We start from the raw sequence: 14,424 nt of genomic DNA, 5'->3' as shown, positions 1-14,424 counted from the left end.
ACGAGGCGATTTGATGTCCATAAAAGCTGCCCGAGGGACGAAGCGGGTCTGCCAAAACTGCGGAAGCAAATTCTATGACCTCAATCGGGACCCGATAACCTGCCCGATCTGCCAGGCAATCTTCCAGCAGCAGGAGGGCAAGCATAAGGCTGCTCCCGCCGGCAATACGGTCGATGATGACGATGATGATGTGATCGGCAAGGCCGCGCCGGTCGATATCGTCTCTCTCGACGAGGTCGCGGCCGAGGAAGAAGTGCCCGATCTTGAGGATAGCGAGCTGGTCGTGCTCGAAGACGACGACACCGACCTCAAGGATGACGAAGCCTTCATCGAAGTCGAGGAAGACGACGACGGCGGCGACGTGACCGGGATCGTCGGCGGCCCGCGCGAAGATGACGAAGAGGTCTAAGCGGCCTTCCGTGGCGATGACGGCCCGCCGGGCGGCGCGATGATCTACGATCTTTGCGTCATCGGCGGCGGCATCGTCGGGCTGGCCAGCGCCCTCAAATTCGGCGAGGTGCATCCCGGCGCCAGCATCCTCCTCCTCGAAAAGGAGGAGGGCGTCGGGCGCCACCAGACCGGCCATAATAGCGGCGTCATCCATTCCGGCATCTATTACGCGCCCGGCAGTTTCCGGGCCGAGCTGTCGCGCCAGGGCGTCGTCGAGACCATCGCCTTTTGCGAGGCGCATGGCCTGCCCTACATCCAGTGCGGCAAGCTGATCGTCGCGACCAACGAGGCCGAGCGCGTCCGCATGGATGCGCTGTTCGAGCGCTCTAAGCAGAATAAGGTTCCGGCGGAAAAGCTCGACGCGGCCGAACTGCGCCGGCGCGAGCCCAATATCGACGGCGTCGGCGCGATCTGGGTGCCGAGCACCGGCATCGTCGGCTACAAGCAGATGTGCGCCGCCATGGCCGACGACATCCGCAAGGGTGGCGGCGAGGTGGTGTTCGGCGCCGAAGTGACGGCGATTGCCGAGGGCATCGAATATGTCACGGTCTCGGCGGGCGAGCGGCAATGGCGGGCGCGCCAGCTCATCGTCTGCGGCGGGCTGCAATCGGACAGGCTGGCGCGGATGGCCGGCGTCGCCGCCGATTTTCGGGTCGTCCCCTTCCGCGGCGAATATTACCAACTGCCGCCCGAAAAGAACGACATCGTCCATTCGCTGATCTACCCGGTGCCTGATCCGGCGCTGCCGTTCCTGGGCATCCACCTGACGCGCATGATCGACGGCAGCGTCACGGTCGGGCCGAACGCCGTGCTCGGCTGGGCGCGCGAGGGCTATAGGAAATTCTCCTTTTCCCCGCGCGATTCGTCCGACTTCATGCGCTTTCCCGGCTTCTGGCGCTTTACCCGCAAGCATCTCGGCGCGGGGCTGGCCGAAATGCGCAACTCGCTCTCGCCGAGCCGCTATCTGGCCGAGTGCCAGAAATATTGCCCCAGCTTGACGCTGTCCGATCTGCTCCCCTACGAGGCCGGCATCCGCGCCCAGGTCATCCTGCGCGACGGCACGCTGCTGCATGATTTCCTGTTCGAGGAAACGCCCCGGATGCTGCATGTCTGCAACGCGCCCTCCCCGGCGGCGACCTCCTCCCTCCCCATCGGCCGCCTGATCGTCGAGCGCGTCGCCAAGAAGATGACGGCGCGGCTGAACGCGGCGGCCCGGGCGTAGGGCGGCGGGACCTCCGCGACGCGGCTTCCGGACTTAGAGCGGGATCGGCTGTGACGGAATAAATCGGCGCTATCGGTTGTCTGTCATTCCCGCGAAGGCGGGAATCCAGCATCCTTGAGCAGCCTGCCCGTGGACGCGGCTGCCATTCCCGCCTTCGCGGGAAAGACAAAAGGCGGATGCGTCGCGCCTGACGTTCCATATGACATGGCTCCCGCTCAAGATCAGCGCCACATTCCCCGCATGCGCGCCCCGACGTCGATCCTGGCGCTCTGCCGCGCCGCCGCGCGCGCGGCCTCGGACCCCGCGACCGGCCATCCGGTGCGCTCGAACAGCGCCAGCAGATTGTGCGGAATGAAGCGGCTGCGCGAGGCATAGACATGCCGGTCGCCGAGCGCGTTCTGGTTATGCTTGAAAAACCGCTGCGGCACGATCAGGTGCAGATCATCCTTCGCCCGCGTCATCGCCACATAGAGCAGCCGCCGTTCCTCCTCGATCTCGGCCGAGCTGCCGACCCCGAGGTCGGACGGAATGCAGCCATCGACCACATTCATCACGAAGACCGAGCGCCATTCCTGGCCCTTGGCGGAGTGGATCGTTGATAGGATCAGATAATCCTCGTCCTTCAGCGGCACGCCGGCCTGGTCGCTGGTGGCGTCGGGCGGGTCGAGCGTCAGCTCGGTGAGGAAGCGGGTGCGCGAGGCATAGCCGCTGGCGATCTGCTCCAATTGCAGGAGGTCCGCGCGGCGCATTTCGGCGTCCTCGTGCAGCCGCTCCAGATGCGGCTCGTACCAGAGCCGGGCGCGCTCCAGCTCCGCAGGCCAGCCGGGCCTCCCGGAGCGCAGCAGCGTCACCGTTTCGGCGAAGAGCCGCCAGCTCTCATCGGCGCGGGGCGGCGTGGGCAAGGCGGCGAGCGCGCCGATCGGATCGGCGGCGCGGGCGATCTCGTCCAGCACCCGCTGCGCCGAGACCGGGCCGATGCCCGGCATCAACTGCATCAGCCGGAATCCCGCCACCTGATCGCGCGGGTTCTCGACGAAGCGCATCAGCGCCAGCATGTCCTTCACATGCGAGGCGTCCAGGAATTTCAGGCCGCCGAATTTCACGAACGGGATCTTGCTGCGCGTCAGCTCGACCTCGAGCGGCCCGCTATGCGAGGAGGTGCGGAAGAGCACCGCCTGCTGCTTCAAGGTCGCGCCGGTCTCGCGGTTCTCCAGCACCCGCTCGGCGATATAGCGCGCCTGATCGGCCTCGTCGCGGACGCTGACGAGCTGGGGCCGCGTGTCGGCGGCGCGCTCGCTCCACAGGTTCTTGGTGAAGCGCTCCTTGGCCAGATCGATGACGGCATTGGCGGCGGCCAGGATCGGCTGGGTGGAGCGGTAATTGCGCTCCAGCGTGACGATCTCGGCAGGCGGGCTGAACTGCGCCGGAAAATCCAGGATGTTGCGCACAGTGGCGGCGCGGAAGGAGTAGATCGACTGCGCATCGTCGCCGACGACCGTGAGGCCGATGCCATCCGGCTTCAGCCCGAGCAAGATCGAGGATTGCAGCCGGTTGGTGTCCTGATATTCATCGACAAGGATATGATCGAACCGCCCGCCAATATCCTCCGCGATCGAGGCATCGCCGACCATCTGCGCCCAATAGAGCAAGAGGTCGTCGTAATCGAGCACGCGCTGGCGCTGCTTGGCCTCGACATAGCCGGCAAACAGCTCCCTCAGCTCCTCGGCCCAGTCCGCGCACCAGGGGAAGGTGCTGCGCAGCACATCGCCGATCGCCATTTCGGCATTGATGCATTTGGAATAGATGGCAAGGCATGTGCCCTTGGTCGGGAAACGGGTCTCGGTCTTGGAGAAGCCGAGGCCATGCCGGACGAGGTTCATCAGATCGGCGCTGTCCTCGCGGTCATGCACGGTAAAGGCGGGGTCGAGGCTGATTTCTTCCGCATATTCGCGCAACAGCCGCGCGCCGATGCCGTGGAAGGTGCCCGCCCAGCTCAGGGCCTCGATCGTCACGCCAGCATTCTGGCGCATGACCTCGTTGAGGATGCGCCCGGCGCGCAGGGTCATTTCGGCGGCGGCGCGGCGGGAGAAGCTCAGCAGCAGGATGCGGCGCGGATCGGTGCCGCCGGCGATCAGATGCGCGACGCGGGTGGCGAGCGTGTTGGTCTTGCCCGATCCCGCCCCGGCTATGACCAGCAGCGGCCTCGCGCGCGCAATGCCATCGGCCGAAACGCCATGTTCGACGGCGCGCCGTTGCTCCGGATTGAGCTTGTCGAGATAGGCGGCGGCAAGCAGCGGACGGTCCCCCCGTGAAAACACGTAAGGATTGCTGATTCTTGTTTTGTTCGCAAGCCGGGCCTAATCAGGCGAGGAGGCCGAGCGCCGCCGCCGCCATCTCGGGCGGAACGCCGTGGCCGCCGACGAATTCGCGGTAGTCGACGCCGTAGCCCTCGCGGCGCAGGGCCGGGGCGATCTCACGGCTGCAGAGGCGGATCGGCAGGATCGCATCCTGCGTGCCGTGGGAGATGAAGATCGAGGGCCGGCCCCGGCGCAGGCCCGGGATGACGAAGCCGGGCGAGAAAGCGAGGATGAAGCGGAAGAAGTCGCCATTGGCGAGCCCGAGCGAAAGCGCATAGGTGGCACCATCGGAAAATCCTGCCAGCGCGATGCGCGCGGGATCGATGGGGAAGTGGTCGAAGAGATAGGCCAGGGCACGGTTGAGCGCGACGACATCGGGGCCGAAGGCGCCGCCGATGGCGTCCCATGTCGTGGCGTGCGATTTCGGCGCCAGGATGAGGGTTTTTTGCCGCTCGGCTTCGTCCTGAATGCGCGACAGCACGCGCTGCGGGGTGGAGGTCGCGCCGTGCAGAAGCACGGCCAGCGGCAGCGGTCCGGCGGGCAGATCGGCGGGGACGAAGAGCGCGGGTCCCTTGCCGCCGCTGCCGAATGGCCATTGCAGCCCGGACGGCAGGGGCCGCGCGGTGGGCTGGGCGGGCGCCACGCTCAGAGCGCTGCGCGATGAAGCGCGCTCGCGCAACGGGGACGTCGGGTTCCGGTCCATGATGTCCGAGCCTTGTTTCGCTGGTCCGGACAAAAGGTGGCGCGGGGGCGAATGGTTCCCATTACGATTGCGCCCCGTCGCGCCGAGCCCCGCGCGTCAGCGGCCCTAGATCACGATGCTTTTGGATTGGACTCAACCCAAAATCCTGAACCTGATCTCGTTCTTGCATGTAGAGCGGGATGACGAGCGGCAAACCGGTCCCCGCTTTACCTCATCCCGCTCTAGGAGCGCGCCAGCATCGGGGGCCGCGAGCGGGCGAGCGAGCGCGCCAGCACGCCGGCAAGTTCCGCCGAGGCCAGCGGCTGGCGGACGAGGTCGAACACCCCGGCTTCGATCAGCGCCTCGACATCATATTCGTCGCTCGAGACGCTCGCCATGACGATCGGCAATTGCGGCGCGGTCTCGTGCAGCAGGCCGGCGAGCGTAATGGCGCAGGCCGAGGTGATCTGGCCGACCAGCGCGGCGTCGAACCGCTTCGGGCTCGCCTTCCAGGCGGCGAGCGCGTCGGAGGGGCTGACGAAGCCGACGGGTTCGTATCCGAGCGCGGCGAGCATTTCCTCGTTGCGCAGCAGCCTTTCGCGCTCATCCGCCACCACCAGCACCGCCTCGCCATGACCGAGCGCGACATTGACCGGCTGCGTCGTTGCCGGCGCCTGGATCAATTCCGCCCCGGCGCAGGGCAGCCAGACCTCGAAGGAGCTGCCGGCCCCAGGCGCGCTCTTCACATCGATGGCGCCGCGGTGGTCCATGACGATATCGCGCACCGTGGCGAGGCCGAGGCCGGTACCGCCCATGCGGGTGGTGTAGAAGGGCTCGAAGATGCGCTTTGCCGTGGACTCGTCCATGCCGCCGCCCTGGTCGACGACGGAGACGACCCAATATCGGCCCGGCGGCAGCGAGCCGTGGCTGAGACGGGGCACCATGCCGCGAAAAAGCCGGGTCTCGATTCGGATCATGCCGTTGTCGTTCATGGCCTGGGCGGCGTTGCGGCACAGATTGAGGATAACCTGCTGCAATTGCCCGGCCTCGCCGGAAATGATCGCCGGGACAGGCACATCCTCGATCATCAGCTCGACCTGCGGCGGCAAGGAGGCGGTGAGCAGCGAGCGCGATTCGTTCAGCACGTCGCTCAATTGCAGCCGTGTGAAGCTCGGGTCGCGGCGGCGGCCGAAGGTCAGGATCTGGTCGACGAGGTCGCGCGCGCGCTCGCCGGCGCGGCGGATTTCCTCGATGCTGTGGGCAAGGCGGCCGCCCGTCGCCCGCGCCTGACCCTGGGCCATCTCGGTATAGCCCAGGATGGCGCCGACGATATTATTGAAATTATGCGCGATGCCGCTCGCCAGCGCGCCGACCGTTTCCATCCGCCTCGCGCGCTGCAAATGCGCCGCCACCCGGTCACGTTCGGCCTCGAGGGCCTCGCGGTCGAAGGCGTGGGCGATGGCGTCGAAGGCCATGCGCAGCAGTGTCACCTCGCCGGAGGTGGCGATGGCATGGGGCCAGACGGCGTCGAAGCCCAGCATGGCGCCGCCGCATTTGCCGCCCTGCGCCGTGGCGCTGATCCAGCCCGCGATGCCCGCCGCGCTCAGCGCGGTCCTGGCCGGGCCGCGCGGCATGGCGTCGACATCGGGGATCTGGAGGATGCCGTCATCGCATTTCGACAGGCTGGCGAGGACGGATGGCGCGTTCTGCGGCCAGCCTTCGGGGAAACTGACCCCTTCGCGGGACCAGGTGTAGAAGCGGCCCTCGATGCCGGCGCTGGAGAAATAGGCACGGTCGGCGCCGATGCGCTCGGCGAGTTCTCCGAGCGCCGCCTCGATATGATTGCCCAGCTCATGCGAGCGGGAATTGATGAAACGGGTCGAGATGCCGGCGATGGTATGTTCGAGCGCGGCGCGGCGGCTCAAAATCTGTGCCCGCGAGCGCAGTCGCAAGGCGAAGAAGATGAGGAAACTGAGCAGCAGCAGCGACAGGCCGTACAGCATCACGCGGTAATGCTGGGCCTTGTCCTCGGATGCCCGCTGGAATTCGAGCACCGCCGAGCGCAGGCTGCCGATATCGGCCTCGATCGGCAACTGGAACAGCGATTTCAGGATGCGGTCGGTCTCCGGCAGCAGGCGCTGCAGCATCCGCCCATGCGCCAGCAGCGCGTCGACGCCGCGGATATCGTGTACCGGCAGGGCCTGGCCGCTGAGCTGGTCGAGCAGGACCTCCACCTCGCGGGCGGCGGCCTCGGAGGTGTCGAGCGTCAGGTGCAGCATGGCGACGGCGAGGCTGCTGACCGCCGGGATCGGCGGGGCGGACGCGCCGTCGACGATGTTGAGGCGCGTCGAGAAGAAACCGAAATAGGCCAGCGAATTCTGCAAAAGGGAATTGGCGGATTTGAACTTTTCGACAAGCTGCTCCTGCTGATCGACCGCCCCCGACAGCGTGTCGATGGCGCTGGCGAATTCGGGCCGCTGGCCGCCGATATTGCGCACGCATTCGAGCGCCGCGCGCGTCGCCTCGTTCTCCTTCACCAGCGGATCGTAATTGCGCAGCAGGCCGGAGCGCGCCCGCAGCACGTCGCGGTGCAGCGCGCTTTGCGCCACCGCCAGCCGGTCGAGCGCCTGCATCGCCCGCACGGTCGATTGCGCATCCAGGTTGAGGCCGCGCACCAGGAGCCAGCTCAGCAGCAACAGCAGGAAGGAGGCCGCGGCGGCGGTCGACGACAGTCTCATGGCGTTCCTCCGACCCGGCGGCCGCGATAGGTGCCGGTCAGGCTGTCGAGGAAGGCGACGATGGCGTCGACTTCGGTATCCGACAGAGCGTAGTTGAGCTGGGCGGCGCCCATGCGGCGCACGGCATCGCCGAGCGTGGCGGCGCTGCCGTCGTGGAAATAAGGGGCCGTCGTGGCGATATTGCGCAGGCCGGGAACGCGCAAAATCTCCGGCTTGGGCGAGGCCAGCGGGCGGAATATGCCGTGCCGCTGAAACAGGTTGCCGCCGAGATTGACGCCCTGATGGCAGGAGATGCAGCCGAGCATCTTGAAGGTCCGGTAGCCGAGCTGTTCCTGCTCGGATAGCGCCGTCTGATCGCCGGCGAGCCACCGGTCGAAGCGGCTGCCCGGCGTCACCAGCGAGCGCTCATAGACGGCGAGCGCGTCGATCAGGCTGACACGGTCGGGGCCGCGCCCATAGGCTTCGCGGAAGGCGTTTCTCATGCCGGGATCGGCGGCCAGCTTCTCGACGGCGCTGTCGACGCCGGCGCCCATCATGTGCGGGCTGTCCAGCGAGGCTTCGGCCTGGGCTTCCAGCGAGCGGAATTTGCCTTCCCAGTTCAGGCGGAAGCTCAGCGAGGCGTTGAAGACGGTCGAGACATCCATCGCGCCAGGCTTGTCGTCGGTGATGGCGGCGTTCTCGGGACGTTTCGCGCCATTGCCATTGATGTCGTGGCAGGTGGCGCAGCTTCTCTTTCCTCCCGCCGACAGCCTGACATCGTGGAACAGGCGCTCGCCCAGCGCGACGACGCGCGGGTCGGCGGCGGGCGGCTCGGGAATGGGCGTGATCGGCTCGACGGGGCCGGCGCTTTGCATTTCGTCGAGGGCGGTCGGATGGAAGGGATCGGCCGAATCCGCGGGACGCACGGGTCCGGCGCATAACACGCCGAGGGCCAGAGCCGGCATGATCCACCACCAGCTACGGCCAGGTCGCGCACGCATCGGGCTTATTTCACTCCCAGTTGAGGGCGGGTTGTAGCGCAGCCGCGTTACATGCGGATTTCATCGGTAGGCGACTATGTTACATCTGTAATGTTCCGCGGTTTCAGGTAACAAAGTCTAGATACGGCGATGGCGCCGCAAATCCGAAGTTTCCCTTGTCTTTCGGCTAGACCGGCTGTCATCGAACGCCAATTTCGGGAGGGATGATGAATCACGGTGTCTATTTTTTCGCGGTGATTATGGCCATGCTGCCAATGGCCGCCGCCTCTGCATCAGAGAACTATATCGTCTCCGATCCCGCATCCGCTTATGCACGGCCAAGCAAGCAAAGCGCGAGCGATCATTCATTCGCCGCCGGTCAGGTGGTTTCCGTCACGTTCTGCCGCAAGAGCTGGTGCCAGACCGAAAATGAAATGAGCTGGCTGGAGGCGGCGGCGGTCAAGCGGGTGAAGGGGATGCCCGGCGCGGTGAACGTGCCCGGCTTCGGCTCCATTCCGCAAGCGATGTTCGAGCAGGCGAGGAGAAATTGCGAACCGGACAGCCCGCCCGACCCCGCCGGCTGCCTCTGCCAGGACGGCGCCGTGATCGGCGCCTGCGGGGATTGAGCGGCGCACTACCCGTCCTCATCCAGCACCGACCGGATCTTCAGCGCCAGCTCGTCGAATGAGAACGGCTTGCCGAGAAAATGCACGCCGGGATCGAGGCGGCCATGATGGACGATGGCGTTGCGCGTATAGCCCGTCGTGAACAGCACCTTCAGCGCCGGATGCAGTTTCACCGCCTCATCCGCCAATTCGCGGCCATTCAGGCCGCCCGGCATGACGATGTCGGTGAAGAGCAGGTCGATGTCGCCGCGCTCCGCAAGCACCTTCAGCCCGATCCGCCCATCGGCGGCTTCCAGCACGCCATAGCCAAGTTCGGTCAGGATTTGCACGGTATAGCCGCGCAGCGACGCATCGTCCTCGACGACCAGGATCAGCTCGCTTCCCCCCGCGCGCGCCGTCAGCTCCGGCGGCACGAACGGCGCGGCCTCCTCGGCGCCGGCATAGCGCGGCAGGTAGATCTTCACCGTGGAGCCTTCGCCGAGCTCGCTATAGATGCGGATATGGCCTGAGGATTGCCGCACGAAGCCATAGACCTGGCTCAGCCCCAGCCCGGTGCCCTGGCCGACCGCCTTGGTGGTGAAGAACGGCTCGAACGCCTTCTCCTGGGTGGATTTGTCCATGCCGAGCCCGCTGTCCGTCACGGCGACCATGACATATTGCCCCGGCTCGACCGGCTCGGCGATGCCGGCCACATAGGCCCCGTCCAGATGGCAATTGGCGGTCTCGATGGTCATGCGGCCGCCGGTCGGCATGGCGTCGCGGGCGTTCAGGGCGAGGTTGATGAGCGAGTTCTCGAGCTGGTTGGCGTCGGCATGGACGCGCCAGAGCCCGGCCGCCAGCACCGTCTCCAGCGCAATCTGCTCGCCGAGCGTCCGGTGCAGCAGCTCGCCGGTCGAGGCGATCAGCTTGTTGGCGTCGAGCGGTCTGGGATCGAGCGGCTGGCGGCGCGAAAAGGCGAGCAGCCGGCTGGTTAAGGTCGCCGAGCGCCTCGCGCCCTCGACGGCCATGTCGCGGGCTTTGGCGATGCGTTCCGCCTCCGGGGAGGGGCCGAGCGCGGGCAATTGCCGGCCGATAATGTCGAGGCCGCCCAGCACGATGGTCAGCAGATTGTTGAAATCATGGGCGACTCCGCCGGTGAGCTGGCCGACCACCTCCATCTTCTGCGCCTGGCGCAAGAGTTCCTCGGCCTTGCGCCGCGCTTCGTTCTCGGCGACCAGTTCGCGCGTGCGCTCGCGCACGGCCTCCTCCATCGTCTCGGTGAAGGCGCGGAGCTGCAGGATGGCCCGCTTGCGCTCGGTGATGTCGGCATTGACCCCCACCATCCGGATCGCCCGGCCGTCCGCGTCGTAAAAGATGATGCTGCGCGCCTCGATCCAGACGAGGCCGCCATCGCCCGGCCGGAGGATGCGGAACTCCATCAGCATTTCCCGGTCCCGGCGCCTGAACGCGTTCTCGGTCTGATCGACGATGCGGGCGACGTCCTCGCGGAAGACACAGGCAAGCCAGCTCTCGTGGCGGCCGTCGAAGCAGTCGAGCCCGTAGATGACGAGGAATTGCTGCGAGACCAGCAGGGTGCCGGCCGGCACATGCCATTCGAAGATCCCGACCCGGCCAGCTTCTTGAGCGAGTGCGAGCACTTCATCGCTGAAGGTCACCAGATACGGCGCGGGCTCTCCTTTATCCTTGGTCACGCTTATCCCTGAGAGGCTACCCGCCCAATAAATGCTTCGCCGCCACCATGGCTTGCAGCTTGCCCATCGCCGTCCGGCGCGGCAGGTGATTGAAGCCGCAGGACGAGGTGATGATGACCTGCTCCGGCGCCGCCCAGCCTTGCGCCAGCACGCGCGTCGCGATGGTCTCGCCGGTCTCGATCTTGGGATCCTGCACGTCGGCCGCGCCGATGCCGATCTGCTTGTTGCCAATCAGGCCCTGATAGTGATGCGCCATGTCATATTCTACGAGCAAGGAGGCGCATTGGATCTTCGTGATGACGTCGGCCTTGTAGCGGCCGTGATCGAAATAGCGATGGCCGATCTGGCCGTCATATTCCTTGCCGACCGCGTAATTGCCCTGGCAGATATGCACCGAAACATGGGCGCGCGAGGTCAGCCCCTCGATGGCGGCGTTGATCGCGTCGACGGCGGCGAGCGCCTCGCTTTCATCGACGATGGTGAACAGCGGCTCGTCGATCTGGATATGCTGGCAGCCGGCGTCGAGCAGCAGCTTGAAATTATGCCGGAGCAGCTTGGCGAGGTCGTTCATCATCGCCGGCAGGTCATTATAGTGCTCGTCATAGGCGACCTTGGCCAGCATCAGGGGGCTGGTCATGGTGATCTTGACGGGCAGGGCGGTCAGCGCGGAGACGGCGCGGAACTCCTCGACGAGGCCGAGGTCGATCGTGTCGGGGATGCGGCTTTTGCAGGTGGCCGCCGGGTGAAACACGTCCGGATCGTGCCTGGTGATCGATTTCGGCCGCGTTCCGCCCTGGAAGGCGGGGATCATCTGCCAGAAATGATTCAGCATGGCATTGGGCGGCGAATGGCGGTTATGCGTGCGCCGCTGCATCTCGCCGCCGGTGACGACGTCGATGCCGGCGACCTCCTGGTCGAGGATAGCGCCCTGGCAGCAGCGGAACTGCGCGTCCGCCATGGCGCTAAGCGAAAGCTGTCCCACTGCGACGAGCCTGTCCAAGGCTTCGAACCAGTCCGGCACGCTATAGGCGCCGATGACGGTGGTCGCGTATTTCGGATAGCGCTGCATCAATGCGGCCTGCTTGAATAAGCTTTAATACGTAGCACGTTTCTTGGAGCGCCGTCGTTAATGCATCCGGGTGAGCCTGACGAGATCACGATGACTTTCGTTTGGATCAGTCCAAACCATGAACCGTGATCCAGATCTTCGATTTAGAGCGGATGACGACCGGTAAACCGTCCCACCTTACCCATCCGCTAACGCCCGGCCTCCACCTGCCGTTTGATGCCGTCGCAAAACGCCGTGAAGATTTCGTTAAGGTCGGGAAGCGATGCGGTGACCATTTTGAGCATCGGCCCGCTGAGCACCTCGGTGACGTCGAGCCTGCTGCCGCTGCCGCGTTTTGCGATGCGGTGGGTGCGGACGGAGGTGAACATGCCGAGCGGCAGGCCGCCGGTCCAGGCGAACTCGGCCGGCGGGTCGAAACGGCTGATCCGCACCGGAATGGCGCGGCCGGGCGCCAGCGGCGTGTACACGGTCAGCGTTTCGCCGAGCGCAACATGGCCCTCGATCCGCTCGCAATGGGGATCGAATTCCGGCCAGCGCTTGACGTCGACGAGCACCGCCCAGACGGCGCCGGGCGGCGCGTCAATGTCGATCCCGGCGGCAAATTCTTCCATGGGCACCTCCTGCCTGCTTCGCGTTGCCGCGTTAACGATTGTGGCGAAATCACCCAAACGGGCTATGACGCCTGCTAGCCCGACCGTTTACCATGACCGGGCTTGGGGCCAAGCAGACAAGGCGCGGTGAGGAGAAGCGGCTGTGGGGAAAATCGGCACGGTTCTGGTTGCCGCCTGCGTCTGTGCGCTGGTTCTCGCGCAATCGCGGCAAGACGCCGCCGCGTTCGCGGTCAGCATGCGCCCGGACGCCAGCGCTTCGATCTCGCCGAGCGCCGTCGGACCGCCGCCGATCGAATTGCACGATTGCAGCGGCTGCCGGACGGTCGACGGCGATTGCCCCAAACCCTGCCTCAGCGACAGGGAGCGGCATGAGCGGGCCATCGCCATTCAGAACAGGCGGGCGCGCTGCGGCGAGGTCTGCTTGCCCTGCTACGAATCGCCCGAGCTGAAATCCTGCCATGGCAGTTTCAGCCGCTGCCTGCGAGCCTGCACGGGAGAGTGACGCGGGAGGCCCCGTCGCCATTGCGCAAAAAGCCTTGGCGGCGCTGGCCCGGTGCTGCTATCTCACCCCGACAAGAACGGCGCGCGGCACCCGGCAAGACGCTCGGACTGGCGCGACATCTCTCCTCCAACCCTCATAACCCAACCGTGAGCTTCGCTCGCGGGCCACGCGAAACTGAATGGGCCGGCGCCCGCGCCCTGCGTTTGCGCCCCGCGCCGCCAAATTGCTTGAGGACCATGTCATGAGCGTCGGTATCGATTTCGGCACGACCAACAGCGTGCTCGCGGTGGCGCCCGGCAGGGGCGGCATCCAGGTCGCGCGGCATGGCGCCGACCGGTCGAGCAGCAATTTCCGCTCCATCCTGTGCTTCGTGCGGGGCGGCGGGGCGGCGCGCGCTCAGCCGATCGTGCTGGCTGGGCCTGCCGCGATGGAGGCCTATCTTGAGCATGGCAGCGATTGCCGGCTGATCCAGTCGGTCAAGTCGATGGTCGCCAATCCGAATTTCTCGCAGACCCATATTTTCGGCCGCAAGTTCACCATCGAGGAGCTGGTCGCGGAAATCCTGAATGCGTTGCGCGCCAGCGCCGAGGCGGAATTGCCCCCGCTCGGCGACAGCGTCACGGCCGGGCGTCCGGTGCGTTTCGCCGGCCAGCTCGCCAATGAAGAGCTGGCCCTGAAGCGGCTTGCCGACGCCTTCGGCCTCGCCGGGTTCCGCCATGTCGATTTCGCCGCCGAACCGCTGGCGGCGGCCTATAAATTCGCCAGCGGCATTCGCGAAACCAAGCTTTGCGTGGTGGCGGATTTCGGCGGCGGCACCAGCGACTTTTCGCTGGTCCGCCTCGCGCCGGGCGCCGAGCTTGAAACGCTGGGCGCCTCCGGCGTCGGCATCGCCGGCGACCGGCTCGATTACCGCATCATCGAAAAGATCGTCTGCCCGCTGCTCGGCCTGGATTCGCATTATCTCAGCATGGGCAAGCGCCTGCCGATGCCGGTGCATTATTATTCCCGCTTCCAGCGCTGGAGCGATCTCTCCTTCCTGCGCGCACCCGACACGCTGCGCGAGCTGCGCGGCCTGATGCGCATGTCCGAAGTGCCCGAGGCGCTGGAGCGGCTGATCTACATCATCGAGGAGGAGCTGGGCTTCGACCTCTACCGCGCCGTCTCCGCCGCGAAAACCGCGCTCTCCTCGCAGGAGACGGCGACGCTGGAATTCCGGCACGGCCCGGTGCAGATCAGCGAGCAGATCCGCCGCGACGATTTCAACCGGTGGATCGCCGAGGATCTGGATGCGATCGATGCCCAGCTCAGCAAGCTGTTCGAGGGCACCGGCGCCGGCCCCGCCGATGTCGACCAGGTCTTCATGACCGGCGGCACATCCTTCGTCCCCGCCATCCGTGCGCTGGTCGCCGCCCGCTTTCACGCCGCCGACTTCGCCGACGGGGACGAGTTCATCTCGGTGGGTGCCGGGCTGGCGCTGTACGGCCGCGAGCGATCGAATGGCGGATTGAGCGTTTAGG

12 protein-coding genes are annotated in these 14,424 nt (G+C 66.1%); 5 read left to right on the top strand and 7 right to left on the bottom strand.

The genetic code is table 11. The features are described from left to right. Positions 1–13: 13 nt before the first annotated feature. Both BLEFHOIH_RS15350 and lhgO read left to right on the top strand, forming a co-directional pair. On the top strand, positions 14–409 hold the full coding sequence (locus BLEFHOIH_RS15350; protein WP_088346902.1) for a TIGR02300 family protein: 396 nt from the start codon (positions 14–16) through the stop codon (positions 407–409). 39 nt (positions 410–448) lie between these two features. Then, complete coding sequence (gene lhgO / locus BLEFHOIH_RS15345) at positions 449–1,672, top strand: L-2-hydroxyglutarate oxidase (RefSeq protein WP_088346901.1); 1,224 nt, start codon at positions 449–451, stop codon at positions 1,670–1,672. Between the two features lie 221 nt (positions 1,673–1,893). Here the strand turns inward: lhgO and BLEFHOIH_RS15340 are convergent, their stop codons facing one another. The 4 genes from BLEFHOIH_RS15340 to BLEFHOIH_RS15325 all read right to left on the bottom strand — a co-directional run bounded on the left by BLEFHOIH_RS15340 (position 1,894) and on the right by BLEFHOIH_RS15325 (position 8,393). After that, positions 1,894–3,990, bottom strand: coding sequence for an ATP-dependent helicase (locus BLEFHOIH_RS15340; RefSeq protein ID WP_245297030.1), 2,097 nt, complete (start codon positions 3,988–3,990; stop codon positions 1,894–1,896). A gap of 43 nt (positions 3,991–4,033) precedes the next feature. Further along, positions 4,034–4,732, bottom strand: a complete 699-nt coding sequence (locus BLEFHOIH_RS15335) for a phospholipase (RefSeq protein WP_125461726.1) — start codon at positions 4,730–4,732, stop codon at positions 4,034–4,036. A 221-nt stretch (positions 4,733–4,953) separates the two neighbouring features. After that, complete coding sequence (locus BLEFHOIH_RS15330) at positions 4,954–7,449, bottom strand: two-component system VirA-like sensor kinase (RefSeq protein ID WP_088346900.1); 2,496 nt, start codon at positions 7,447–7,449, stop codon at positions 4,954–4,956. After that, positions 7,446–8,393, bottom strand: coding sequence for a cytochrome c peroxidase (locus tag BLEFHOIH_RS15325; RefSeq protein ID WP_245297029.1), 948 nt, complete (start codon positions 8,391–8,393; stop codon positions 7,446–7,448). The genes BLEFHOIH_RS15330 and BLEFHOIH_RS15325 overlap by 4 nt, the downstream gene beginning before the upstream one ends. Before the next feature lie 242 nt (positions 8,394–8,635). Between BLEFHOIH_RS15325 and BLEFHOIH_RS15320 the strand changes: the two genes are divergently transcribed. Continuing rightward, positions 8,636–9,034, top strand: a complete 399-nt coding sequence (locus BLEFHOIH_RS15320) for a hypothetical protein (RefSeq protein ID WP_170937179.1) — start codon at positions 8,636–8,638, stop codon at positions 9,032–9,034. A gap of 8 nt (positions 9,035–9,042) precedes the next feature. Here the strand turns inward: BLEFHOIH_RS15320 and BLEFHOIH_RS15315 are convergent, their stop codons facing one another. The 3 genes from BLEFHOIH_RS15315 to BLEFHOIH_RS15305 all read right to left on the bottom strand — a co-directional run bounded on the left by BLEFHOIH_RS15315 (position 9,043) and on the right by BLEFHOIH_RS15305 (position 12,405). Then, entirely contained in the window at positions 9,043–10,725 is a 1,683-nt protein-coding gene (locus BLEFHOIH_RS15315) for an ATP-binding protein (RefSeq protein WP_088346897.1), read from the bottom strand. A 16-nt stretch (positions 10,726–10,741) separates the two neighbouring features. After that, positions 10,742–11,794, bottom strand: a complete 1,053-nt coding sequence (locus BLEFHOIH_RS15310) for a hypothetical protein (RefSeq protein WP_088346896.1) — start codon at positions 11,792–11,794, stop codon at positions 10,742–10,744. Between the two features lie 188 nt (positions 11,795–11,982). Continuing rightward, entirely contained in the window at positions 11,983–12,405 is a 423-nt protein-coding gene (locus BLEFHOIH_RS15305; RefSeq protein ID WP_088346895.1) for an SRPBCC domain-containing protein, read from the bottom strand. 142 nt (positions 12,406–12,547) lie between these two features. Here BLEFHOIH_RS15305 and BLEFHOIH_RS15300 point away from each other — a divergent pair, with 142 nt between their 5' ends. Next, positions 12,548–12,907, top strand: a complete 360-nt coding sequence (locus BLEFHOIH_RS15300; RefSeq protein ID WP_088346894.1) for a hypothetical protein — start codon at positions 12,548–12,550, stop codon at positions 12,905–12,907. Positions 12,908–13,148: 241 nt separating this feature from the next. Then, positions 13,149–14,423 (top strand): Hsp70 family protein, encoded by a 1,275-nt coding sequence (locus BLEFHOIH_RS15295; RefSeq protein WP_170937178.1) that lies wholly within the window; start codon positions 13,149–13,151, stop codon positions 14,421–14,423. Position 14,424: the final 1 nt, after the last annotated feature.

This window comes from Rhodomicrobium sp. R_RK_3 (genome assembly GCF_002198715.1).
Classification (GTDB): domain Bacteria; phylum Pseudomonadota; class Alphaproteobacteria; order Rhizobiales; family Rhodomicrobiaceae; genus R-RK-3.
This window is presented reverse-complemented; position numbering and strand designations above follow the sequence as displayed.